The following is a 22,762-nucleotide window of genomic DNA, read 5'->3' on the forward strand; positions in this document are numbered from 1 at the left end:
ATTGATGATTTAATTTCAATAAAATTGTAACAAAAAACAAAGCCTTATAAAACAGCACCTTAGGTCTTGTTACGTGTAACGTGGTATTTATAAAGATTGATCAACCTCTCTAGGAAGCTTTTGGACAAAAGCACGTTAGAGTATGGGTTCTATTGTGCGAGACTTGGATTAGAAAAAGTATCTTGAAACCTTAAACGTTTGTATGGCGCTTGGCTTATTGGCAAAGCTCGTCAATCATTTGCTCAAAATTAGCGTACTTTGATTTGGCCACGCTTATGATTTTAGACACAGAGCTTTCATTTGACGGTGCAACCTCCTGAGCAAAGTGCAAAAACTTACTATTTAGGGGGCGCTTCAAATCAGGATAAGCAACAGCCTCGTATGGGCCAAGACCATGTGCAAACAACCAAACATAGTCTCCAAAATTTTGTGCAACCACCCCAACTTCACCTTCAGAGCCAAAGAAAACAATAGGTTGTTGCAAAAGATCTTCGACATTGTTGACCAGCCAAAAAGCAGCGTAACCGCCAGAACCATCTTGACCAAAAATTAAATATTCATGCCCATTGAGTGAAGAATTACCAGTCCATGCTTTAATCCATTCTGATGTTTCCTCATGTGAATAGAAATCATCATATGGTTCAAAATCGATTCCCTCACCGTCCGCGTAGTCAATGTCTATTGAGTGCAGTTTTTCTAATTGACCTGGAAAAGTTCTATTAATCTTATCTCTCCATACTTTCTGGACAACGCCTAACGCCCTGTTAAGGGGTGAGCAACGCATTCCACCTAACTTAAGTCTTTGTGCCGCAAACACATAAACCAAACTTTGAACCAAACCCGCCGAGCGTTGATAGTCCCTCTTGAACGCTTTGTATGGGAAATTATTTTAGACTTGCTTGAATGATGAGTAACTCAATTTCATTGGCCGATGTATTAACCAAACCATGAGTGCCAAAACGTTTATTAACTATCATATCTCCTGAAGTCACTTTTCTTTCCTCACCTTCAATGGTCATAGTGCCTTCACCTTTCAAAATGATATACATTTCTTCATCGTCTCCGTGAGTATGCTCACCCATAGAGCTTCCTGGTGGCATAACTACACGGATAGCGAAATCCCAAGCACCATCGAAATCTTTACGCCTAAATGCACGATAGATATCAATTGAACCTTCCCCATCATGGCTATTTTCGTCGACTTCTCTATCACAAGTGTAAAAGTTACGTATCATTTTTTCCGAATCCCTTTGTGATTATTTTCCGCAGATCTGTAAAGCGCCATAACGCCGCGTTAAGGGGTGAAGGCACACAATACCAAAGTTTCTGCAAAGCACCTTAGACACTACACCCAACGCAAATTGAAAATGCCACGCGTGCCAAGTCCCTCTTAAACGATTTGTTATAAGTCATACTTTAGCATCCCCAAAGAAAAAGTTAGTTAAATCAAAGTGTTTTTATGCCGAAATTCTTTTGGAAAAACTCATCCGCGGCTTTATGAGCTTGCCTTTCCTCGACAAACAATGCGTTTAGTGTCTCACGGTCAATTTTGCTATCATGGAATTCTTTAATCCCATCTATATATGCCTGTTCACATTTTTTATGCTCATCGCGCAGCTTTTCCAATTTAGTAAATGTATCCGCTTCAATTTTTCTGTATTCAACCATTTTAAAACTCCTTTTTACTTGTTGGTGGTTACTGGCATTACGCCGTAAACACGAGCCCAACCTTGAACTGAAACCGCCAAGCGTAGGGAGTCCCTCTTAAACGCTTTGTTATAAGTAATTTACGGAATACTTTGTTTGAATGTAATCATTAGGAAACACTATTGCTGAAGCTTCTCGTAACTGAATAGCTTTTTCCAATTTACCAAAAAGTGGAATACCTCCACCTAGAATCACTGGAACTCTTGTTATTGTGACTTCATTGATCAGTTGTTGATTTAAAAATGAGGTAATTGTAGAACCACCATCAATATAAACGTGCTTATAACCTTCTTGCTCAAGTTTACGCACTAAATCAGGTAGGCCTCCAGAGTACATTTTAACTTTACCTGAAAGGTTTTCAGGTGCTGCTTTAAGTGTATTACTCAAGACATAAACTTTTATATCACCATAAGGCCACTGTTCAGAGGTAAGATTAAAACTAGAGAGCGTTTCCATACATTTTCGCCCCATGACCATACAATCAACCGAGCTTACATAATCAGCAAAGCCCATATCTGGATTTTCACTCATATCAGCGTCCTGGTTACCTGATACATGAAGCCAATCCAAACCACCATTTTCATCTGCGATGTAACCGTCTGTACTGGTTGCAATAAACACTGAACACTTCATCTTTTAATTCCTAGCTCCGAAACTGACAATTACTTATAACGCCGCATTAAGGGGTGAACAACGCGATGCCACCCAACTTAAACCATTGTGCCATAAACACAAAAGCTAAACTTTGAACCAAAACTGCCAAGCGTTGAGAATCCCTCTTAAACGCCTTGTATGGATAATAAGTACTCCAATCGGGTAAGGTGAGACCCAGACTTTAGCTGCAACTAAAGTTCTTCTATCTGGTAGTTCGATTGAACGATGGCTCCTCAATTGAGAGACCGGTAACAAGTACGAACGCTAGATAGAACTCCAAGCACCACACTCGAATAGTCTTCTGGGTCTCGAGCCCGCATTTGCAAGCAAGAGTTAGCTTATTATGAATACAAACACACTTCAAAACATTAATGTCGGCGTTGATACTGGTAAGTCACAATTAGACATCTACATCCGACCACTCGATATTTACTTCACTGTCCCGAACACCGAAAAAGGCATCAGCGATGCCATAAAAACCATTAAGAAACACAAACCTCAACGTGTCGTCATCGAAGCTACAGGTCGATTAGAAATGCCTTTTATACTCGCCTGTGACAAAGCCAAATTACCTTATGTTATTGCCAACCCACTACGTATTAAAAGGTTTGCTGGTGCCATTGGTCAACGAGCTAAGAACGACCGTTTAGATGCCGCTCTCATCGCACATTATGCCGAACGTGTTCAGCCAGAACTGACCAAACTAAAAAGCGAAAACATACGTCTTATGAGTGACTTAGTCACAAGGCGTAACCAGCTACTCACCATGCAAACCATGGAAAGAAACCGACTACAAATATTACCTAAGAATATCTCGTCTACGATTACCCCTATCCTTACCGCCCTGAAAAATCAGATTGAAAAAGTAGAAGCAAAGATAGCGAAACTGATTGAGAGTTGTCCTGAGTATCAAGCCAAAAATACTATTCTCCAAAGCATGCCTGGTGTTGGTAAAGTCCTTGCGGCATCCCTAATTAGTAATGTACCCGAGTTGGGCTTTTTCACTAACAAACAAGCTTCTTCTCTCATTGGTGTCGCACCGATAACAAGAGAAAGTGGCCGCTTTAAAGGTAAGCGGCTGATACAAGGAGGGCGGACTCAAGTTAGGACCGTTATGTACATGGCGATGATGTCGGCTATCCAATGCAACCCTGTTTTCAGAGCAACTTATGAACGACTACTTACGGCAGGAAAACCGAAAAAAGTTGCCATTGTTGCCTGCATGAGAAAGATGGTTGTTATCTTAAATTCAATGCTAAGAGATGGTGTTATGTGGGATACAGATAGCCTCAAAAATTAACTATTGACGCCATAGTCTCTTGTTAAGCGTATTATCCTTCGGACAACTCTTTGACATATCTGTCATATATACATTGAAGCTGTTCATCTATTGCCAAAGAAAAATGTTGTGTACAGACCTGAAGACCTTGGTACATACATTGGAATGCAGCACTAAAGCTTGCGTTTACAAAATGTGGAACACCATTACCTAAAACTAGCTCTAGGTTATCAGTGAATTCAACTTGGTGGGCTAAAGAAACTGGACCACCATGAACCCAGTCAGAAAAACCGGAATACAGAAGCGAATACAACTCTCCAGCCTGAACATCGTCAGCCATTTGATGGATTTTGGTTCCTTTCTTCCACTCACGATGAACTTGAAGCTTTTTGGTTAAATAATCTGTTCTTGTCGCTTCGTATGCACTTTCTATTGCAGCTCGTTCAGCAGGAGAAATAGATGCACCTCGCTTAAGTATATTCTGCAATGTATTCCAATCTTCGATGAATACGTAATTACGCCACATCGCTGAACGCTCAATAGGACTCTGGGCAACCCACAGCATTTGGATAAGCGTTTCAATCATTGTTCGCGCGACAAGCTGCACGTCTGGAGATGGGCACAGCTTACGAATAGAATCCATATGTTGATTGAGCTTGAATAAGTAACAAACGAGGAAAAAGCTAAAGTCATCGTCCCCTTTCAACGAAATTTGAGTTGTGCTGTATACTTTCTGCAACTCAGAGCAGTAACTATCAATAATCTTATACTTCACATCAATGATCTCACAAATACGCTTAACGCCGCGTTAAGTAGTGAGCAACATTGCCACCTAACCTAAACCATTGTGCCGTAAACACTAAATTCAAAGCAAACCGAAAATGCCGAGCGTTGCGAATCTGCCTTAAACGCTTTGTTAGTTGCCATTCTAAACCTTTGATTTCCATTTTATTTCCACTTTGCCAACGCCGTTTTTCAGCGTGTTGAAAACCCCAATTCAGGCGCAGTTTCAAAGCGCCTGTCACTGAAACCACTTGGAACTTACAACGCCGCAGAAAACAGACCAAAAGCACCAAAAAGACCTTTTGGAAAGGCAATGCCACAAAGCTGAATTTCAACGAGTAAATTAGCGTCTGAAACGGCAAAACAAAGCCACAATATTAAAAAATCGACCGCAACTTCAGCAAACTAGATCATAGAGACAAATCTGAGCACAATTGCACGATTCATTAGCCCTAAATTTTCTGCCTTAGCTGCGTTTTTCTCACTGGCAACTAACGCCGCATTAAGGTGTGAGCGGCGCTTGGCTATACTTGAGCGAAGCGAAACTGCCAAGCGTTGCGAATCACTCTTAAATGCTTTGTATGGATAATAAGTACTCCAATCGGGTAAGGTGAGACCCAGACTTTAGCTGCAACTAAAGTTCTCTATCTGGTAGTTCGATTAAATGTTGGCTCCTCTATCGAGAGACCGGTAACAAGTACGAACGCCAGATAGAACTCCAAGCACCACACTCGAATAGTCTTCTGGGTCTCGAGCCCGCATTTGCAAGCATGAGTTAGCTTATTATGAATACAAAAACACTTCAAAACATTAATGTCGGCGTTGATACTGGTAAGTCACAATTAGACATTTACATCCGTCCTCTCAATATTTACTTCAACGTACCGAACACTGACAAGGGGATCAAAGAAGCGATTAAAGTCATTAAGAAACACTGCCCTAAACGCGTTGTTATCGAAGCCACTGGCCGTCTAGAGATGCCATTCATCCTTGCCTGCGATACAGCGAAATTACCTTATGTTATTGCCAATCCACTTCACATTAAACGCTTTGCTGGAGCGATAGGGAAAAGAGCCAAGAACGACAGATTAGACGCAGCTCTTATCGCACATTATGCCGAAGCGATTAAACCAAAACTTACACAACTAAAGAGTGAAAACATACGTTTAATGAGTGACTTAGTTACTCGACGCAACCAACTACTCTCTATGCAAACTATGGAAAAGAACCGGTTGCAAGTCTTACCAGAGGCTATCGCCTCATCAATAAAGCCTATCCTTACTGCGCTCAAAAATCAGATTGAAAGGACTGAAACCAAGATCGCAAAACTCATCGATACGTGCCCCGAATACCAAGCTAAAAATACCCTTTTACAAAGTATGCCTGGCGTGGGGAAAGTCGTTGCAGCTTCGCTCATCAGCAATGTCCCTGAACTTGGTTATATCACCAACAAACAAGCTGCTTCTCTTATAGGCGTTGCTCCAATTACCAAGGAAAGTGGTCGGTACAAAGGCAAACGAATCATCCAAGGAGGCCGCTCGCAGGTAAGGACGGTGCTTTACATGGCCATGATGTCAGCTATTCAATGTAACCCTGTTTTTAAGGCTACTTATGAACGATTACTTGCAGCAGGAAAACCCAAAAAAGTAGCGATAGTTGCCTGTATGAGAAAGATGGTTGTGATCTTAAATTCGATGCTCAGAGACGGTGTAATGTGGAATAACAATAGCGCCAGAAATTAACTATTGACGCCATAGTCTCTTGTTATGTTTATTCTGGCATGGATTCAATATATTGCTTTGTTAGCACATCATTAATTATCCAGTTACTCACAAGTTTAATTAGAACCTTAAGGTCATTAATGTCTTGAGATGCCCATTTACGAACATAATGCGTTTCATCATTTCCGAGCCAAGTAGCTCTTTTAGCACAAGCCAATACATTGGCATCTTGCACAAATGATGTAATACAATTCATAAGCTGTACTTTTTGAATTGATTCGCACTTATCTGGGTTAACTTGAATACAATAATCTTTAATTAAGTGTTCTAAAGCTTTCCTGTAGCCAACACCACAAACCTGATTTAACCCCAAGTTTTCAGCATGGCTTGCTTGGCTAAATATTTCGACAAACAACGGAGATATTTTTTCTACTTCTTCGTGCTGTTCGACTGGTTTTAAACCTGCTGGTACAACTTCCGAAAGACTATAATAACCATTAATGAAACCTTCCCTTTCTGATTTCATAGAATACCGAGCTATTATTAGTCTCTTACACCTTTGAGCAGGACATTTAAGAACCCACTCAAACTCAGTCGCTATCATGTGTTTGGAATCTTGAATCCAGTTCACTAAACCTGTATCTACGGGTTCGATTTGTGCACCACATTCTGAACATGATGATACAAACTCATTGATTTGAACATGCTGATTACCAATATTTACTTGATGTATCATACTTCTCAGTTTCCTCGATAAACATAACGCCCAATTAAGTAGTGAGCAACGCTACCACCTGCCTCAACCATTCTGCCGTAAACACTAAAGCTGATTCAAACCAAAAGTGCCAAGCGTTGTGAATCTGCTTGAATTGCTTGTTAGGTATTTTGCACTTGCGTCACTTGGTGAACTTTAGGGTCAACCATGCAACAAACAAAGCTGTAATTACACTTACTACGATGGCACATATAGCGATAGTATTAGCCTTTCGTGCAATCACTATACTTTCTACTTCTCGACGATCCCTACTTTGCTCACGAGATTCCTTTTTAGTAGCTAGCCATTCTCGTGCAAATTCTTGTTTGACGCCCTTCGAGAACTCGCCACTTACAGTCGAAGACTCGACCATAGAAAGCCCAAGTTTGTCGAATTCGGTAAAACACTCTTTCTTAAACAATTCCGTAATTCGGCTTTCTTCAGCTCGATCAATCGAAATATAGCCCGCATCAATTTTTCTTTCGACTATTTTTTTAATGACCAACCAATGCTCTATTGGAATGAGATTTTCACCTTCTTTCAAAACAACAGGGACACCCTGCTGTTTATAATCCACTGGCTGCATATTTTTTACTTTAATAATGATATCTGACATATATTAATACCTAACGCCCAATTAAGTAGCCCGAAACGCACTGGCAAACTTTCCGCTTTGCTCGGCAACACCGAACTCAACGCAAACCAAAATCGCCGAGCGTTGAGGGTCTGCTTGAATTGTTTGTTATGTTTATTTCTCCAATGAGAGCGACTGAATCGCTTCTACGATAGATGAAAACTGGATTTTAGTCAGGCACATTCTGCTTTTGAAAATTCATGCTCTTGAACCAATTTGACTACTTCCGGCAAAGTTAGCTGACCCCCTTTGGGTTCGAACGCATAACCATCATCTTCTTCTCTTACAAGGAAACAATGCCCATCACTATCTATCAGGCAATCTGACACATCCCAGATTAATCCCTCAAATTCAGAAACTAAATGCGATTCGGATTCCAAATACACTAGTTCCGAATCCCCCTCTAGTTTGAAAACACAAGGCCAAGTAACCATTTTCCATCCCGTAAACATAACGCCCAATTAAGGTGTGAAGCGCGCGACCACGACACTTAAATTGAACACATTAATCACTAAATTTGACCCAAACCAAAAATGCCAAGCGTGCTGAATCACTCTTAAATTGTTTGTTAGGTGTGGTCTAAATTAGTACTTTTTGAAGTTATCTAAGCTTCTACCACCCTCACCCGATATATTCAAAATACGGCAAACAACTTCAAAATATTTAGGTTCTATTCCTGGGACTCCTTTGTACTCACCATGATCATTAAGTGAGCGAATTAACGGGAAGAGTCCCCACAAACTATTGGTGGTTATGTAATCATTTACTTGTGTGTGTTTTGAGAACCCATTTGCCTTAAAAATATCTATGTATGCTTGAATTTCCGCACTTTCGGCTTGGCTCAAACTCATTCCTTTCAAGACGCTATGTGCTTGATGTTTTGTACTGTACTCTTTGTAAAGTAAATACTGTTTCTCGAATTTAGTACTACCTCCGGAGACTAACAATTGAAGTTGGTGCCAGCTCAATTTTACTATATTAGTAATATGTATTGTTGACCGATGCCCCTTTCGATTTGTCACCTGAACGATTTCATTTACCTTAAAGTTCGCAATTTGACGGTATAAGGCAGGATCATATTCGAATTTTTTCTCAGCAGTTACCGCTGTAGTGAAAAGAGACTTATGTTGCTTGACCAATGAAACTTGAGGTTTTACAAGTCGAGCTATTACTCTTTCAGGTTTGGGTATTGGCTCAGATTTAAGCGCCTCTTCAAGTGTCTTTCCAGTCTGTAGTTTTCCCAGTACCTTTTCTGCAGCTGCGCGACTAAATTCATGATGGATTAACTCATCATTTTGAAAAATGCCGTAATGCGTTCCAAGGCTATTATTGCTAATTCTATTAATTTTGAAACTCATTCTTCAACCTAACCTCTTGAACACCTAACGCCCTGTTAAGGTGTGAGCAACGCAATACCGAAGCTTCCGCATACCACCTTAACCACTAAAACCGACACATAGTAAAAATGCCACGCGTTGCGAATCACTCTTAAACAGTTTGTTAAGGCTCATTTCTCACGCTGTATTTGTTCAATAGATTCTTTTAACAAAGGTTCAAGATTCAATGTGCCATTTTGGATGTGATAGTAATGGACTGGAGCCTGTTTTCCATTTTCACTAATAAACTGTGCTGCATTGAGATGAGCCTGTTTAAATAAGCTATCACGTTGTTCTTCTTCGAGTTTATTTCTAGACGTTAGACGGACGGCTACTGTTAAGTCAAGATCTGAAAAGTAGGTACATGCAAGCAGGCTTATTTGATTTTCGGCACAACGTTTGTCAGCACGAAAAGCTTGAGTAAAACGTTTGAAACTGAACTTGAGACTTTTATCGTACAGTTCATCTAAGATCTTGTTACCCATCCACGTGCTAAAGAAAACGCAAATGCCAACAAGAACCTCATTAGTAAATCCAGCATCAGCATATACCCTTTGGTCGATTTTAAAGCTTGGGACATTGGAAAATGTTTTCGGGTCAAAGCAACCTCCAGCTAGTTCGAACTCTTCTATTGATTGTTCAATAACATCAGCAGCTACTCGCAGATGAATACTTTGACCACCAACAAGCATACAATATTTAAATTTCATGAATACTCCGTGAGCCTTAACGCCCTGTTAAGGGGTGAGCAACGCAATACCGAAGCCGCCGCAAACCACCTTAAACACTAAAATCAACGCATAGTAAAAATGCCACGCGTTGCGAATCCCTCTTGAACAGTTTGTTAACTGAGCGCCCTTCAGTTTTCGCCGAGCTTACAGCCACTGTAGCCAAAACTGGTTTTACTAATTAATGATTAGTAAAGCTAACTCAAATATGTGTTTAACCAAAAGATTACAGTTTATCTTTAGTTTGAAATATGTCTCACAACATCATACTTCGGCGATGTAAGTGCGCCGAACTAATCGCGAATGCCTTATATTATTAGAAGGCTTTGTGCCGCCTTTCACATCAGTAAACTTAAGTACCAAATTTAAATTAGTCGCATTAGCTAAATTAAGGAAACCAACCGAACACGCCGGACCTCTGGACCTAGAAACCGTATCAATGTGCTTTCGTATTTTCTGCGCCAGTTAACGCTTTCTATTCTGCTTTATGCCGCCTTTCATATTCCTATAATGCAACCTTTTTAATACCACATCAACGTGTAATCAATAGGTTAATGAAAGTTAACAGAGATTAGATTGCAAGGTGCCTTATAGTTTCAGAAAAATGCTGCTACCCAAACTCCTTCGGATAACTTTTGATAGGGGAAATTACCAGATTCGAAGTAAGCAAAAGTATTTTCTCTGAATCGTTTTGGGGCACAGGCTTTTCAGGAGAAAAGCCTGTAACAGCTTCTATCTGTCAGCAGTCTGTTTTCTCAGACAGCCTAAGAGCGTCCTCTAGCTCAACGCCAAGGTATCGAATTGTGTTATCAAGCTTCGAGTGTCCAAGTGAGATCTGTACAGCTCCGATGTTTTTCGTTCCGGCATAGATTAAAGTTGCTTTGGTGCGACTCATGGAGTGAGTACCGTAATAGTCAGCATTCAATCCAAGCTTTACAGGCCAGCCCCTGATAATTGCTCGATAGAATGAGTAGCTGATAGATTGCCCAGAGCGGCGGCTACTCGGAAATAGAAAACTGCTTGCCTCTAGGGATGCTGCAAAAATCCATCGGCTAATACTTTGCTGTGTTCTTGGTGTAATCTCATAGTGGACATCGGTTCCCGTTTTTTGCTGGATGCACTGAACCCTGTCATAGATAACTCCTTGCGAAGAAACATCGTAAACGTGTAACTTTAGCAAATCACTCGCTCTTAACTTGCTATCTATAGCTAGGTTCAGTAACGCGAGCTGCATCAAATCGTTTTCAATCTCCAGCCTAGTTCTGATCCGCCAGATCTCTTCAAGCTTAAATGGCCTTTTGATGCCACTGCATTTTCCAGAAGATGACTTTCTCATGATGACCTCCTCTCTGTGTTGTTGGTCAACATGAAGTTTGGCGGTCATATTTAATAGGGGGTGGATACAAAACGATGCGCCTTAGAAGTTTTTGGACAATTATCAGTTTCGGATAGTTGAACATTAGAAATTCGTTATTAACTAGAAATAAGGAAATTTTCTTCCTGAGTCAGTATAGAGATTGATAAATAATAACGAGACCCCATATCCTAACAATCAAACCACAACGTTACCTTAGCTATGCAAATCAAACGAGACTTTGACTACTACCACAATCTACATGACGTTATTACCCACGCCTTGCTCCATTTGTTGTGTAAAGTATCAGCATCACCCCGTTTTGTTCCAGTAACAGCACGCAATGAAATTTTGATAAAATACCTCAAGCCAAAGCTCAACGATAAGTCCTTATCGAATATCAAAAAAGACATCAAACTGATGCTCAGCGTAGCGAGAAAAAAAGGCGGGAACCTAGAAATGAGATTGCATCAACTCAGCTCAAAATCGAATCAAACGAAACTCGTCGGGGCTGAAAAGCTCTATAACCTACTCTTACACCTTTATGACGAAGAAGGTATCGAGTCACGATTATTTGAAGAAGGTGGCGAAGCGGAGCCTGGCATCCTTTACATGTTAGAGGAGCAAGTCGAGTACGGTTTTGACCAAGAACACAACCAAGTAACACCACTGTCGATGCTTATCCAGTTAGATCGTGCACCGGAACTAATCAGTTCGATTAACGATCACGGTCTGTTCCTTGCTGAAATGAAAGAGTGGAACGCAGAGATACATCAGGCTCATATTTTAGTACACCCGGCTTAAAACAGAACGACCGACGGTAGCGGTTATATAACACTTCGCTACGAGGCAATACAGGATTGATTGTCAATGGAGTGTACAGTTTGCCGTTATTCAGCGATGGCACACCTCTGGACAAAAATGAGCCAAGGATATTACTAATTGAGATAAAAACGGATGAACTGAAATATTGCGTAATTACAACCATTTTAAAGTGGTGTGGATTGCACAGGTACGACTAAACCATTACCTCTTGCTTCTTCACGCTTACGTTCTTCTATGTGCATTGCCAAAGAAAGATAAATCAATGCTTCACGAGATAATTGCAGCATTTTTAACGCTTTATCTGCTAGGTCATCGACAGTTATATACTTCAAATACTCAGTATCACCGACCTGAGCTGGGTACTCTTGAATCCCCAAATACCTGTGTTCTGCCATTTTCCTAATGTAATGTAACTCCCTAGCTTGTGGCTCAGCGACATCAATAAAATTAGGGGCATACAAATCTTTCGATAAAAAGTATAAACCTCGTAATAACCAGTTTTCACTTTCTAGAAAACATGAGCGGATTTCTAGTTTTTGCTCTTTTTTATTGTATGGTCCCCAAATATTACGGAAATTGACACCGTCTACCTTCAGCCCTATGTTCATATAGTCGTTTAGAAACAAAGCTATTTTGTCGAAGATAGAATATGAAACTCTCAACGAGCTTTTCAGTAGCTCGTTTCGGTAACCAAAATGCACACCATCTAATCCATTTTCTAGTAGAACGTCATTGTCAGAATAGTGCTCAAAATCAGCACTGGTAAACTCGTAGAGCATGTGTCGAGCAACTATGAACTCTTGCTTTAGTATGTTGAAGTATTTCGGAAATCTAGGTTCTTCTCCAACTGCGTATACATGACTAGGTAGGTGCAGAACATCGTTTGCAGCAATGGTAGCGGAGAACACATCATTCAGAGGATTCATAAATAGCTTGTGCCGTAAGCACCACTTTCTATAATCCTGTTCTTTTTTGTGCTTACCTAATGGGAAGTTATTGAAATCAAAACTACTGTCGAACTCAATCTCTTTAAGAACGCTTTCCGTAAAGTCCCTGTAACCAATAAAAGCCTCTAGTGCACCCTTTTGAATTCCACAGTCCCATAACAGAGGCTCAGTACCAAAGCGATTAAGCTGCTTATGCGCATGGAAAAAGAAAATACCACTATGCCCATGATCATATAAGTGCTGTCCATAGTGAACCTGGCCAATTGCCTTGTTACCTAATGCCATAGCAAAATTATCAATACGAGACAGTGCTTTGTCATAGTAATTAGTTGATTCTATTGCTCGCCCTAGTGAGCTCAATCCGTTAGCTATATTGGTCAGTATTTTACACTGCATCACCTCATTGAGTTGTTCGAAGCCAGTTTCAGCAACAGCCTTCCGTAGGTTTAGTACCTCGGTGATTAGCCTTTCCTGATACCAACTCCAAGTGTCATCTACGTCTTTTCGTTCAATAATGCGTAGTGCTGCACAGCAGTTAGCTTTGTAGAAATACAAGACTGAACGATTCTCGCTTGTCTCGTTGTCCATAAGAGAATCGCAACCTACTAGCAGTTGCTCTAGCTTCAAAAAATCATTGTTATCACACGCAAGGTCAATTTCTAAGCCCAGATTTTCAATTCTTTTATTTAGCACTATGTGATTCCTTGTGCGGCCTTCAAACTACTCGTTACATTACAGGTATGAGAAAAAATAAGTCAAATAGCACGTTATTCAACCAAAGCAAAACACTGTGCTAGCAAAGAAAGGGGCAAAGCTTAGTCAAGTTAGAACAACGCTCGCGTATACGGAAACGCCCAAAGTTATTAGCTTTGGGCGCTTCTTCTAGCAAACTGGTTACGACAAACCGAGCTTTAAAGTGTCATATGCAGAATTGGAAAAGGTTTTCCCATATCATCAAGTGGTGAGCGAGAAACAACTTTAAAACCCATATGCTCGTAGAAACCTACTGCTTGCGGATTTTGTTCGTTCACATCGACTTTGGTTGCGCCTAACTGCTCTATTGCGTATTGCAGTAGCACCTTACCAATACCTTGCCCTCTTGCCTCGTTTAAGATGAACAGCATTTCAACCTTTGAGTCGTAGATACCCACGAAACCTAAAATTGAACCACTTTCACTTTTCACACATCTTAACGTGACAGCAGGAAAAGCCTGCTCAATGATAATTGGTTTAAAAAACTCAATATCTTCTTCTGTTATGAAGTCATGAGTCGCTCGGACTGAATTTTCCCAAACATTAAGCATTTCTGCGTGATTTTCAGGAAGCACATTTTCTACAATCATCGTATTTTCGCTAAAGTTGACTGAAATTCATGTGCAGCCGCGAGCGTGTATTCTATTCGCAAATCATTAAGTAGTCTAATGATGTAAGCAAAGGGTTCTGGCTTGGAATGGGGCATTTTTGAGTCATGAATAGCGGTAAATAGATGCATTCACCGCCATCTAGGTATGAGAGCTACTCTCTTACCATTTGGAGCATTAGGCTGGGTTGGTGATCTCTCCAGTTTCAGAGACAGGCTCCGCCATGTTTGGCTGTTCCACGTCAAAAAGTTTGCATAGCTTAGTTTTCATCAGTGATCGCCGACAGTCAAAATATGTCTCAAAATCATCAAACTGAAGAGATAGCTCTGTAGGGATGTAATTTTGGTCACGATATAACGATTCATTTGTTACCTCCTCAGCAACCCATTGATTCAACGCTTTCGCTTGCTTTTCGACATTCTCCTGACCTTCCAGCAGTTGCAGGTTTGGCAATAGGTCGCGTTTGCTCTGCCAGTCGCGAATAGCTTCTTCTTCCAGTCCCATGCTTTCCAGTTTTGTCCACTTAAAGCCGGATGCAGGATGCATGTGATCTTGGTGAAAGTTCACCTTATCCAATTTAAGATCGGGATAGAGGAGTGACAGCACCATGAAGGTAAATGCCCCTTTTGAGCGTTCCAGTAATTCGTCAATATCGTCGTGATCAATGGTCAGTTTCTTACCACCGGCAAGTCGGGTGTACTTGAATTTGCCAAAATCAAACATGTTTGATTTTAACAGGTAACCCTCATCCCCTTTTTGGCGCAAACCTTCACGCAGGCCATTTAAGGCCGTGTCTGCTTGACCACTATAAACCTGCTTGAGTAAGCTGTGTATCACCAGTTTATGTAGTTGACCTTTAATCTCTTGATTAACAACACCGCCTTTTAGTAGATAGTAGGCAATGGGGGTCGCTGCATAGTGTGAGGACAATCGTTTCTTATTAAAACCAAAGTCACGGAGCATGACTGCTGTTCGCTTCAGCGCCTGACTGATGTCCGTCCAGCGATGCTTAATGACCTCGATGGTCTCTTTGTTAAACGACCGGACTTTAAAGCTCATTGGTGCGTCGACAAGGAACAAGCAGGTACGCATCAAAAAGTCAGTGTTGAAGCTAAACAATCCGTCTTCCCCATTCAGTTCATCCAGCAACTCTTCGATTTGCTCACGTCCGTTTTCCCAGTGTGCAACAAGGGTTGAAAACAGCAGATCTGATTTCGACAATATGTTGCCACCACTGTTTACCCTGACAAAAATATCCAGAATTTCATCTAGATCTTTGCCGGTTACTTTGAAATAACTTATCAAATCGGGTTGATACATCTTTCGCTTCAACAGGTCGAGTTTTCGTCTTGCTACACTGCGCTTAGCGTTAAGGTGAGCAGCCCCATCGTCATTTTGATCAAGAAGTGGGTCTAAAATATCATATGGGTCGTCATCCGCCGTATATTCGAGGATGTCCCTTACTCGGAAGTAATATCGATCAGTTGAGCTTTCACCAGCTTGTTGTTCCGTCAGGAAACAAAATTCGTATTCATCAGCATCGCCCAGCAAATTCAGGTAAAACTCCCGTTTGGGGTACGAGGAATCCTTGGCTCTTTTGGCGTACTTAGGGCGACTTTGATAAATACCTTGCAACGCTATGTACATCGAGCTGATGCGCTGCTGCCCATCAAGAACACCTGTTATATCGTGCGGAAAACTATAATTCACCAATGCATTCTTTGAATCACGTTCATGATAATTTTTTAGAAATTCGTAGAACGTATAGTCATTCGCATTGCCTTGGTCTAGCTCCCAAAACAAGAAAGTGCCGATGGGATAATCACGCATGATAGAGTCAAAAAGAGTGCAGATTTTCTCTTCCCGCCACACAAATTTACGTTGAATTGCTGGCAGGTAATATTTGTTCTTATTGATTTCATCAATCAAATCTGAGATTGACAGACTTGCATAAGCCATGTGATTTACTACCTTGTCTTGTTTCAAAATTCAGTTCAGCAACGCGCTGATGGCTGTTCAGCCATTTTTGGAGTCAAACGTAGATGTTGTGTGAACAGTGCAGACCATAGTTGTTGCTCTACACCAATTAGACGTAAGCAATAGAATAACGATAATAACCTAAATAAATTTTACTTTACAATCACTTAAGCATGAGAGATTGTAACTCGTTGTGGCTTATACCAGAAAGCCGCATGGGCGTGTGATGTTCTCTCGATCATCTAGACACTTTACATACATGAGTAAAATTAGGTCAAATGATGACTTGTTGAAGTAAAAGATGACAATGCTCCAAGTAAGAATGGGGCACTTCTGTGCTACGAAGTGCCAATTGTGAAGGTTCTGGACAAAGGCGTGTTTGCTATAGGCGGTTCGTATCACCTGTGCCAAGTGAAACCGACAGAGGAAAAAGTGACAAACTTTATTGTAAATGAACGAACTACCAACAAAAGGGTTCTTGTTCTCGGTTGTCATTATCGACTGATATAACCGTAAGGTGTTGTCCTCGCGGTTAGTGAACACCATGGGTACAAGTTTTATGTATCGTGGCTCTCGAAGATGTGCTCCAATACTACGAACCACCCGATATCTTTAACTCCGGTCAGGGCTGCGAGTTTACTAGCACTGATTGACAATCTTTTTATTGAGCGGCTATTGAGAAGTCTGTAATACGAGGAGATTTACTTAAAAGCTTACAGCACACCCCGTAAAGCAGAGCTTGAAATCGGGCACTACATGGTGTTTTATAATGAGAAACTCAATGACCTCACCCTCATTAAGTCTACTTTGACAGACAGAGATACGCTGCATGAGCTGGTGTCAATCACTTAAGATATTGGCTTATGTGTCCAACCATTGGCCTTCACTTCTCTAATCCGTTTATAACAATAAGTTTCGTAGATGCGTAAAGATAATTTATACACCTTTGATAGCTGGCCTGTAGGTACACCAGAACGCTTAATACACGGCTATTGGGAGTTGGGCGTGATGAGGTTTCACACATTTGATAGTGAATGCGGTAAAGAACTTCAAGATACGTACAATCGCATTAACCATGGACTGGGGGCTAGTGTTGTGTACATCGACCTAACTTCAATGGGAGATGGTTATCGATACAAGTCAGAAATCTTAGATGTTATTCGAAGTGATCAGCAAACATGGGTGTGGTTCGTAGGCTGTAGAGCGCTTTTGGAGAGTTCGTTGGCGGGTTGGTTACGCTCTGTTTTGACGACATACAACCTAGACCACGTTCGAGTTGCTTTTGTGCTTGATAGCCGTGAGCAATTCAACCATATCTTTCAGGATTACTCAGCTCCGTTCTATCAATCTACCATCGCTCTGGATCTCTCAAAGAACAGTTAGGCTTATTCTTAGTTACTATTAAATATTTACTCTGCTCTTTAGCTAGTTCATATAGATCCAGCCCTAAATGATTCAATTTAAGTGACTAAAGCGTAGCTTTTACGCTCATATCATCGCTAAATCTAACTTTTGTTATTTTTCGGTCGGGTGGCAATTCAAACAAATGAGAAGTTGATACACTTGGGGCATTTTTGATTCTGGTGATTAATTCCGAAACACAAACATACTGGTTCACAACTCATCAATATCAACGTCAATTTCTGGGGAGTTTTCTCTTTGCTTAACTAGTTTTCGGTCTTGTTCATCTTCCTCAAATTCAATTCGGGAAGAGTCAAAAACATCACGTCGTTCAACTAGAAAGTCGATATCCGCCTTATCCGCACCTTCCGAATAAGCCCCCCAATCTTTTTCACTTGTAGTCGCGAATTCATCGGTGTGCGCAGTATGACTTGTTAATCCTTCTAAAAGGTCTTTTTCTGACAACAGTTTTTTACTCATAACTTACTTCTCGATTCAAAAATGACATTAGATAATTTATAGCATAGTGAGCAGCTAGAAATTAGCTCTGAAACAAGGAAAGGGGCATAAACGTGCTAGCTGTGATCGAGCTGGTACGTCACCGGACACTTCTGAGTTAAGACTTTGTAACAAAAGTATAGCTTTTTGGACGCTTTATATAAGCCCTAGCTTTCTCTTTAAGTCGATAGGTAGGCCAGCTGCGGCTAAATCCAAAGTTTCTTTCGTGCTGCGACTTTTGAGTTCATTGTACTTCTTTTCTAAAGATTGGTGACTTTGAACAATGACTTCTTTTTTCTTAACTCTGATGCCCGTTTTCTTTCTATTTAACTGCTTCTTTTGTTCAAGCTCATGCAGCTCTAAGAGTTCTTGATTAACATCATCAAAGAAGGCTTCAATGTCTTTACTGAATGAGGACGCATTAAAAATACTTTGTGCTGACCGACCAACAACTTTGGCTACGTTAGACTTTTTAATTTGGTAGAACTTCTTAGTCTTATTTGTTGCTACCTCACCAAAGCTTGAAATCGCTTCTTCGGCTTCCTTTTTTAAACCAAGAATGGCATGGTAGGCTTTATGAGTTGTATGCTCGGGTTCGTTAATCACCCATGAAGGTTGTTCATTCTGTTCTGATTTATCTAAGGCATTATCTAACGAGTTCAGAAACTCATCCGACATAAGTTCATCTAAATCATTATGCATATAGACCTTCCTCTTCCTTAACCTTACTTTCTATAGCATTAATTGCTTTGATAATTGCAGCTAAAATCTTATCGACACTTACTGCGTTCTCTTCACTTCTAAGCTCTTTAATGCGCTTCCAGCTTGACTTGAGTGTTGGTAGGTGTGCCTCTAACAAGAAACCAAAAGCGTGTTTCTGTAACGCCTCTTTTACCATTGGTTGAATCACTTGCCATATCCCTTTGATATTACCCTCAGTGATGAGTGCATTGGTGCAATTCAGACAAAACTCAGGCTTGGCATCTTGTGAGTTTAACGACCCCATTTTCGAACACTTCGACCTAGAATCTGCACCATCACGAGGAATACAAGTAGCGAAGGTATTCACCTGAATATCAATGATACGACCACCTAATGCCTCTCTTAGAGCAAGCATCCCATTATCATCTTTCACTTGCGTTAACGATGTCGCTTTTTTCACGAACTGTGCCATACCGCCCACGTATTTCTCACCGACTTGCTCTGACTCTATAATCAGCAACTCGACCAATGAGTTTAGGTACCGCTGCTTCGCAGATTGCATTAACCCTCTGGCATCTTTATCTCTTAGATACGCCATGAAGAAAGAATTATCTAGGTGAACAAACTGGTGGCGTATGACCGTGCCTACATCACCCTGATAGCGCGTGAGAACTGACTCAGCCCATATATGACGAAAAGCGTGAGCAGAAGGATAGCGCACACCTTTTAATAGCTCAGAGCCAATATCCAACATTGTTTTCTTATTATTCAAATCCACTGAGCCACTGGTTAGCAGCGCTTTAGTTTCATCGGAAAGATAAGTTTCGATAATTTCTTGATGCTTTGTATTTTCAAGAGGATCACCTTTAGAGAATAGATTAAGAGACGCTTTCAGCGCTTTGTGATCTTTAGTGGAGTTAAAACTTGTGCAGGACAGTCGCAGCCAATCTTTTTTCACCTCTTGAGCACAAGAAAATAAGTTCTTATAGCGAGCACTGCCAATACTGTATTTGGCTGACAGCAGTTTTAATTCTTTGTGCTCATCAATCGTCAACTGAGTAGTGTGCTTGCTATTTAAGGTATCGAGCTTAATCACATCATTAAAAGGCTGGTACGCTCTGACAAAGCCTTCCCAATTCGCTTTAACTCTATTATCAATGTATGTTCCAGATTGATTAATGTTCTCTTTTTTAGCCCTTCCTGCGTAAGAATAGAGGCACGACTCATCACCTTCATGCCCAAACACCTCATTTAATTGCGCAGCAACTTGATAGCACTGAGAGGTAATTTCTCGATTAACTTTGGTCGAGCCGCCCGTTTTAGGGACAAGCCACTTAAGCTTGAAGCGAAATGGAACATGGGCATTGTCGAGAATATCCAAGTTTGGCTCAGACTGTATCGCACTCAATGAAAAACCGAATTCAGATTTTCGATAGCCGGTCCACGCCACAACAAGGTTAGTCATCGCATAAAGAGAAATATCTATAACTGCTTTAAAAGTTTGATACGTTTTATTATCTGAATGAGACAATTGTTTATTTGCCCAAGCGCCAATATCAGCAAGAAACTGCTCCCTCCCCAATCTTTGCTTAGAGACAATAGCTTGCATTTTTTCGTACACATTATCTACAGATAATTGGCTTAACGATTCAGCCTCTAAAAAGGTTTTATCTAAGGAAAACAAATAACCTTGCCATACCTCATGCGATGTCTTATGCCCCTCCAAAGCTAAGTATTTTTGCAGCATTAGTATTCGAATTAATTCCACTGAATCACTTCGAGAGGATAAGCCTAACTCAATAACTAACGCTTCAATGGATTGGTCTTTTAAAGACGTTACCAACTCAAATCGCTTCGAGTATTCCTCAAAAAGCGCATCTTTCACTTCCACTGTAAGAGCATTAAAATTAACCCCTACCCTGTGGGCAGCAGGCTTGTACTCTACACCCCTCAATATCGTTGTAAGCATGACTTCACGAAGGGTATTAGATGGGGCTTCACCTAAACTCTTCAGTCCATATTTAGTGTCGATACTCTCAAATACCAACCTACATACGGAGGCATATAGAAAGTCGTTTTGATAAACCTGATTAAGATAGTCAACGTAATACTGCCCCAACTCAAGCCCAAGAAAGTTAAAACTACCGCCTTTTTTAAACTCAGCTAGCGTGGTGCTGTATTGTGATTGACAGACTTCATCCAAACTCTTTTCAATTTTCTTTTGTGTTAGAGAGGAATCAATAACACCAACCACACCAAGAGCTTTGAGATTGTTCCTTATTTTATTGAATTGGACTGGGGAAATTGCCCCTTGATAAGAAGGCGTAGATATGCAACTCACAAATCCATACTGGTTGACCGTTCTCCCCATGAACGATGTCCAAAAGGATTCCAATAACGACACAGTAAGGCTTGTAGCACTATTCTCTTTAAGGAAAGCAAAAACGTGCAACATCATTTTATAAGCTAAAAGAGCATTATTAGCTCTCGTAGGGCTGATAACACTCAAGCAAACTAACTTTGCATATTCCTTCGCACTTAAAGGAGAGTTATACCCATCCTTTAAGTAAGTCGCTACGGATTCATGGTTAAACACCGGCAAATCAAACCATGAGAAATCCAATGGTGTGACGCAGCCCTTGTGTTTAACTTTAAAGTGCCAAGTGTCAGAATAAACATCGCCTTTATCACTCATGAAAAATGGGTTGGCGCTCAGCTTTAAATTCTGGTCATACCAAAAACTATCAATTGGATTTTTTAATACTGTTAGTACCATTGTTCCCCCTTACATCGAGTGAAAGACGCTCATTACAACGCCATTTTTTATCATTACGTCAAACAACCCCCTACCTTTACATTGTGACGCTTTACTCATCTTGGGTAGGGTGTCTTCTAGCCATTCCACTGTAGGTATCACAGTTTTAAATAAGTGGTCAGGATTATGCGAAAGAAGCTTCTTATAGTTCTTTTTGAATTCATGGAGGTAATTGTGCATTTTTAAAACAGTAATAGGGTTATCCGAAACATAGATCGGCGATAACGCTTCATTTTCTTTTTGGTCACTCAACGCCATCACGCCCACATCATTAACACGCCCCTTTTCTTTCCCTGTAACGACTCTAAGCCTTGCATTCATTTCCTCATGTTTGTATACAATCAAATCTGTGACCGCCATAAACTCACTATTAAATGCTGCAACTTGTTTTTCATTCTCAGGATTAAAGTTCAAATTAAAAACATTCTGAATTAAGTCCAACATCACCTCACGAGTGATTCGACCAGAGCTATTCATCCATTCTTCATTCTCTTCGGTTAAGTAGCTTGCTTTCTCAGTTTGGTTCGAGTGAGAGTTTCGATTAATCAAGTAATTCAATGTGTATGGGTCACTAAATGCATGAACCGCACTATTTTTAAGAGATTGAAGACCAAAAATCGCTTTATGACAGGGTGATTGCGATTGAGCGACTAATTTTCGCCCCTCTTCTATCGTTATTATTCTACGGTTATTGACAACATTTCCATAATGGACTCCGTGGGAAATCAGGGCGCAAATTGCTTGAGGCATTAAATTGGGTAGCTGCTGTTTTTCGTGCGCAACTTCAAGCTTTTCAGACAAGTCGCTTATTTGAAGTAGCGCATTAAAAACACCTAAAAGTGAGTTATTTTTGTTACTGATCGTCAAGGCTTGCTTAGTAAAGAATGGTAAGCCTTCATCTTGCTGTTCAAGCAACTTTAAAAGCGCTTTACCTTCTGGGGTTCGAGCGGATAAAGAACGGGTTGTATGAAACACTTTAGCCCGACCTTTAAAATACTCACATTCAATATTGGTCACTCTCCCGCCAACTTTCATCAATCTAAAATCAAAGTGCCTTAGTTTAGGTATGTCATTTGGTTGCACCGTTAAGCTTGCCATCAACCAAGCAAACATTAGCCCTTCGACATTAGTCAGTGCTTTTGATGAATCGCTATGTAGTGGCATAGTGAATTTGGCCACCTGATTAAGAGGTGATGTATGATCATCTCGATACTAAAACAGGTGACATTATGACTAAGCGTGAAAG

22 protein-coding genes and 1 pseudogene are annotated in these 22,762 nt (G+C 40.6%); 5 read left to right on the top strand and 18 right to left on the bottom strand.

All coding sequences use genetic code 11. The annotated features are described in order from the left end of the window. Positions 1–214: 214 nt before the first annotated feature. The 4 genes from B7360_RS22970 to B7360_RS22990 all read right to left on the bottom strand — a co-directional run bounded on the left by B7360_RS22970 (position 215) and on the right by B7360_RS22990 (position 2,328). Positions 215–817, bottom strand: a complete 603-nt coding sequence (locus B7360_RS22970) for an SMI1/KNR4 family protein (protein WP_254048149.1) — start codon at positions 815–817, stop codon at positions 215–217. A gap of 67 nt (positions 818–884) precedes the next feature. Next, the gene (locus B7360_RS22975; protein WP_085344720.1) at positions 885–1,235 is read right to left on the bottom strand and encodes a cupin domain-containing protein; all 351 of its coding nucleotides are present in this window, start codon (positions 1,233–1,235) and stop codon (positions 885–887) included. A gap of 211 nt (positions 1,236–1,446) precedes the next feature. Beyond that, entirely contained in the window at positions 1,447–1,668 is a 222-nt protein-coding gene (locus B7360_RS22985) for a hypothetical protein (RefSeq protein WP_085344722.1), read from the bottom strand. Between the two features lie 108 nt (positions 1,669–1,776). Next, positions 1,777–2,328, bottom strand: a complete 552-nt coding sequence (locus B7360_RS22990; protein WP_237285122.1) for a dihydrofolate reductase family protein — start codon at positions 2,326–2,328, stop codon at positions 1,777–1,779. Positions 2,329–2,704: 376 nt separating this feature from the next. Between B7360_RS22990 and B7360_RS22995 the strand changes: the two genes are divergently transcribed. Beyond that, entirely contained in the window at positions 2,705–3,661 is a 957-nt protein-coding gene (locus B7360_RS22995; protein ID WP_085344724.1) for an IS110 family transposase, read from the top strand. Between the two features lie 31 nt (positions 3,662–3,692). Here the strand turns inward: B7360_RS22995 and B7360_RS25145 are convergent, their stop codons facing one another. Continuing rightward, on the bottom strand, positions 3,693–4,415 hold the full coding sequence (locus tag B7360_RS25145; protein WP_216819541.1) for a DUF5677 domain-containing protein: 723 nt from the start codon (positions 4,413–4,415) through the stop codon (positions 3,693–3,695). Positions 4,416–5,208: 793 nt separating this feature from the next. Here B7360_RS25145 and B7360_RS23010 point away from each other — a divergent pair. Further along, the gene (locus B7360_RS23010; protein WP_085344726.1) at positions 5,209–6,165 is read left to right on the top strand and encodes an IS110 family transposase; all 957 of its coding nucleotides are present in this window, start codon (positions 5,209–5,211) and stop codon (positions 6,163–6,165) included. A gap of 28 nt (positions 6,166–6,193) precedes the next feature. On the opposite strand, the gene B7360_RS23015 is transcribed toward B7360_RS23010, so the two are convergent. The 6 genes from B7360_RS23015 to B7360_RS23050 form a co-directional block, all read right to left on the bottom strand. Then, positions 6,194–6,880 carry a DUF4145 domain-containing protein gene (locus B7360_RS23015; protein ID WP_085344727.1) on the bottom strand — a complete coding sequence of 229 codons (687 nt, stop codon included), beginning with the start codon at positions 6,878–6,880 and terminating at the stop codon, positions 6,194–6,196. Between the two features lie 160 nt (positions 6,881–7,040). Then, entirely contained in the window at positions 7,041–7,514 is a 474-nt protein-coding gene (locus tag B7360_RS23020; RefSeq protein WP_085344728.1) for a hypothetical protein, read from the bottom strand. A 191-nt stretch (positions 7,515–7,705) separates the two neighbouring features. After that, positions 7,706–7,984 (bottom strand): DUF4144 family protein, encoded by a 279-nt coding sequence (locus B7360_RS23025; protein WP_371343737.1) that lies wholly within the window; start codon positions 7,982–7,984, stop codon positions 7,706–7,708. Positions 7,985–8,116: 132 nt separating this feature from the next. Next, a complete protein-coding gene (locus B7360_RS23030; protein ID WP_085344729.1) occupies positions 8,117–8,890 on the bottom strand; it encodes a hypothetical protein in 774 nt (257 codons plus the stop codon). Positions 8,891–9,039: 149 nt separating this feature from the next. Continuing rightward, the gene (locus B7360_RS23040; RefSeq protein WP_085344731.1) at positions 9,040–9,618 is read right to left on the bottom strand and encodes a hypothetical protein; all 579 of its coding nucleotides are present in this window, start codon (positions 9,616–9,618) and stop codon (positions 9,040–9,042) included. 757 nt (positions 9,619–10,375) lie between these two features. Beyond that, positions 10,376–10,972: a tyrosine-type recombinase/integrase gene (locus tag B7360_RS23050; protein WP_085344738.1), complete on the bottom strand. Its 597-nt coding sequence runs from the start codon at positions 10,970–10,972 to the stop codon at positions 10,376–10,378. Positions 10,973–11,212: 240 nt separating this feature from the next. Between B7360_RS23050 and B7360_RS23055 the strand changes: the two genes are divergently transcribed. Continuing rightward, positions 11,213–11,794, top strand: coding sequence for a DUF2913 family protein (locus tag B7360_RS23055; RefSeq protein ID WP_085344732.1), 582 nt, complete (start codon positions 11,213–11,215; stop codon positions 11,792–11,794). Positions 11,795–11,979: 185 nt separating this feature from the next. Here B7360_RS23055 and B7360_RS23060 read toward each other — a convergent pair whose 3' ends face one another. The 3 genes from B7360_RS23060 to B7360_RS23070 all read right to left on the bottom strand — a co-directional run bounded on the left by B7360_RS23060 (position 11,980) and on the right by B7360_RS23070 (position 16,082). After that, positions 11,980–13,455, bottom strand: coding sequence for an LA2681 family HEPN domain-containing protein (locus B7360_RS23060; RefSeq protein WP_085344733.1), 1,476 nt, complete (start codon positions 13,453–13,455; stop codon positions 11,980–11,982). A 218-nt stretch (positions 13,456–13,673) separates the two neighbouring features. Then, positions 13,674–14,105, bottom strand: a complete 432-nt coding sequence (locus B7360_RS23065; RefSeq protein WP_085344734.1) for a GNAT family N-acetyltransferase — start codon at positions 14,103–14,105, stop codon at positions 13,674–13,676. A gap of 195 nt (positions 14,106–14,300) precedes the next feature. Beyond that, positions 14,301–16,082: a DUF262 domain-containing protein gene (locus B7360_RS23070; protein WP_078558836.1), complete on the bottom strand. Its 1,782-nt coding sequence runs from the start codon at positions 16,080–16,082 to the stop codon at positions 14,301–14,303. Positions 16,083–16,569: 487 nt separating this feature from the next. Here B7360_RS23070 and B7360_RS25095 point away from each other — a divergent pair. Both B7360_RS25095 and B7360_RS23080 read left to right on the top strand, forming a co-directional pair. Beyond that, a pseudogene (locus tag B7360_RS25095) lies at positions 16,570–16,933 on the top strand (IS3 family transposase); the annotation flags it as partial. 88 nt (positions 16,934–17,021) lie between these two features. Continuing rightward, the gene (locus tag B7360_RS23080; RefSeq protein WP_078558838.1) at positions 17,022–17,483 is read left to right on the top strand and encodes a hypothetical protein; all 462 of its coding nucleotides are present in this window, start codon (positions 17,022–17,024) and stop codon (positions 17,481–17,483) included. 231 nt (positions 17,484–17,714) lie between these two features. Here the strand turns inward: B7360_RS23080 and B7360_RS23085 are convergent, their stop codons facing one another. From B7360_RS23085 to B7360_RS23100, 4 genes are all read right to left on the bottom strand, one after another. Continuing rightward, on the bottom strand, positions 17,715–17,981 hold the full coding sequence (locus tag B7360_RS23085) for a hypothetical protein (RefSeq protein WP_078558839.1): 267 nt from the start codon (positions 17,979–17,981) through the stop codon (positions 17,715–17,717). A 174-nt stretch (positions 17,982–18,155) separates the two neighbouring features. After that, positions 18,156–18,701 carry a hypothetical protein gene (locus B7360_RS23090; protein ID WP_078558840.1) on the bottom strand — a complete coding sequence of 182 codons (546 nt, stop codon included), beginning with the start codon at positions 18,699–18,701 and terminating at the stop codon, positions 18,156–18,158. Beyond that, positions 18,694–21,477, bottom strand: a complete 2,784-nt coding sequence (locus B7360_RS23095; RefSeq protein WP_085344735.1) for a hypothetical protein — start codon at positions 21,475–21,477, stop codon at positions 18,694–18,696. The genes B7360_RS23090 and B7360_RS23095 overlap by 8 nt, the downstream gene beginning before the upstream one ends. Before the next feature lie 9 nt (positions 21,478–21,486). Continuing rightward, positions 21,487–22,680, bottom strand: coding sequence for a hypothetical protein (locus B7360_RS23100; protein ID WP_216819542.1), 1,194 nt, complete (start codon positions 22,678–22,680; stop codon positions 21,487–21,489). Positions 22,681–22,762: the final 82 nt, after the last annotated feature.

The organism is Vibrio sp. ArtGut-C1 (assembly GCF_002105475.1).
Lineage (GTDB): Bacteria > Pseudomonadota > Gammaproteobacteria > Enterobacterales > Vibrionaceae > Vibrio > Vibrio diabolicus.

What these genes read in the sequence shown, in the direction of transcription:
- B7360_RS22975 (WP_085344720.1), bottom strand. Translation starts at nt 1,235, where the DNA reads ATGATACGTAACTTTTACACTTGTGATAGAGAAGTCGACGAAAATAGC.
- B7360_RS22985 (WP_085344722.1), bottom strand. Translation starts at nt 1,668, where the DNA reads ATGGTTGAATACAGAAAAATTGAAGCGGATACATTTACTAAATTGGAA.
- B7360_RS22995 (WP_085344724.1), top strand. Translation starts at nt 2,705, where the DNA reads ATGAATACAAACACACTTCAAAACATTAATGTCGGCGTTGATACTGGT.
- B7360_RS23010 (WP_085344726.1), top strand. Translation starts at nt 5,209, where the DNA reads ATGAATACAAAAACACTTCAAAACATTAATGTCGGCGTTGATACTGGT.
- B7360_RS23015 (WP_085344727.1), bottom strand. Translation starts at nt 6,880, where the DNA reads ATGATACATCAAGTAAATATTGGTAATCAGCATGTTCAAATCAATGAG.
- B7360_RS23020 (WP_085344728.1), bottom strand. Translation starts at nt 7,514, where the DNA reads ATGTCAGATATCATTATTAAAGTAAAAAATATGCAGCCAGTGGATTAT.
- B7360_RS23025 (WP_371343737.1), bottom strand. Translation starts at nt 7,984, where the DNA reads ATGTTTACGGGATGGAAAATGGTTACTTGGCCTTGTGTTTTCAAACTA.
- B7360_RS23030 (WP_085344729.1), bottom strand. Translation starts at nt 8,890, where the DNA reads ATGAGTTTCAAAATTAATAGAATTAGCAATAATAGCCTTGGAACGCAT.
- B7360_RS23040 (WP_085344731.1), bottom strand. Translation starts at nt 9,618, where the DNA reads ATGAAATTTAAATATTGTATGCTTGTTGGTGGTCAAAGTATTCATCTG.
- B7360_RS23050 (WP_085344738.1), bottom strand. Translation starts at nt 10,972, where the DNA reads ATGAGAAAGTCATCTTCTGGAAAATGCAGTGGCATCAAAAGGCCATTT.
- B7360_RS23055 (WP_085344732.1), top strand. Translation starts at nt 11,213, where the DNA reads ATGCAAATCAAACGAGACTTTGACTACTACCACAATCTACATGACGTT.
- B7360_RS23065 (WP_085344734.1), bottom strand. Translation starts at nt 14,105, where the DNA reads ATGATTGTAGAAAATGTGCTTCCTGAAAATCACGCAGAAATGCTTAAT.
- B7360_RS23070 (WP_078558836.1), bottom strand. Translation starts at nt 16,082, where the DNA reads ATGGCTTATGCAAGTCTGTCAATCTCAGATTTGATTGATGAAATCAAT.
- B7360_RS23080 (WP_078558838.1), top strand. Translation starts at nt 17,022, where the DNA reads ATGCGTAAAGATAATTTATACACCTTTGATAGCTGGCCTGTAGGTACA.
- B7360_RS23085 (WP_078558839.1), bottom strand. Translation starts at nt 17,981, where the DNA reads ATGAGTAAAAAACTGTTGTCAGAAAAAGACCTTTTAGAAGGATTAACA.
- B7360_RS23090 (WP_078558840.1), bottom strand. Translation starts at nt 18,701, where the DNA reads ATGCATAATGATTTAGATGAACTTATGTCGGATGAGTTTCTGAACTCG.
- B7360_RS23095 (WP_085344735.1), bottom strand. Translation starts at nt 21,477, where the DNA reads ATGGTACTAACAGTATTAAAAAATCCAATTGATAGTTTTTGGTATGAC.
- B7360_RS23100 (WP_216819542.1), bottom strand. Translation starts at nt 22,680, where the DNA reads ATGCCACTACATAGCGATTCATCAAAAGCACTGACTAATGTCGAAGGG.